Origin of the sequence: Cytobacillus oceanisediminis 2691 (assembly GCF_007678455.1) — a bacterium.
Classification (GTDB): domain Bacteria; phylum Bacillota; class Bacilli; order Bacillales; family Cytobacillaceae; genus Mesobacillus; species Mesobacillus oceanisediminis_A.
Window position 1 is genome coordinate 1 of sequence record NZ_VEEP01000475.1, and the last position, 224, is coordinate 224.

The 224-nt window shown below is 43.8% G+C and carries 1 tRNA gene; it reads left to right on the forward strand.

Going from position 1 to position 224, the window contains the following annotated elements:
* Position 1 precedes the first annotated feature (1 nt).
* Positions 2-77, forward strand: a tRNA-Ala gene (locus tag FS736_RS24065).
* The last annotated feature ends 147 nt before the right edge of the window (positions 78-224 follow it).

Consider the following 224-nt stretch of genomic DNA (forward strand, 5'->3'; position numbering starts at 1 on the left):
TGGGGCCTTAGCTCAGCTGGGAGAGCGCCTGCCTTGCACGCAGGAGGTCAGCGGTTCGATCCCGCTAGGCTCCACCAAAAATACCATTTGACCATATGAGTCATTCATGTTAGTGTATTAAGGCTGACTTGATGAACTGGTCGGTGAAATTGTTCTTTGAAAACTAAACAAACAAGCGTCAACAAACAATAAATTATCATGCTTCTATTAATAGAAGACATGAG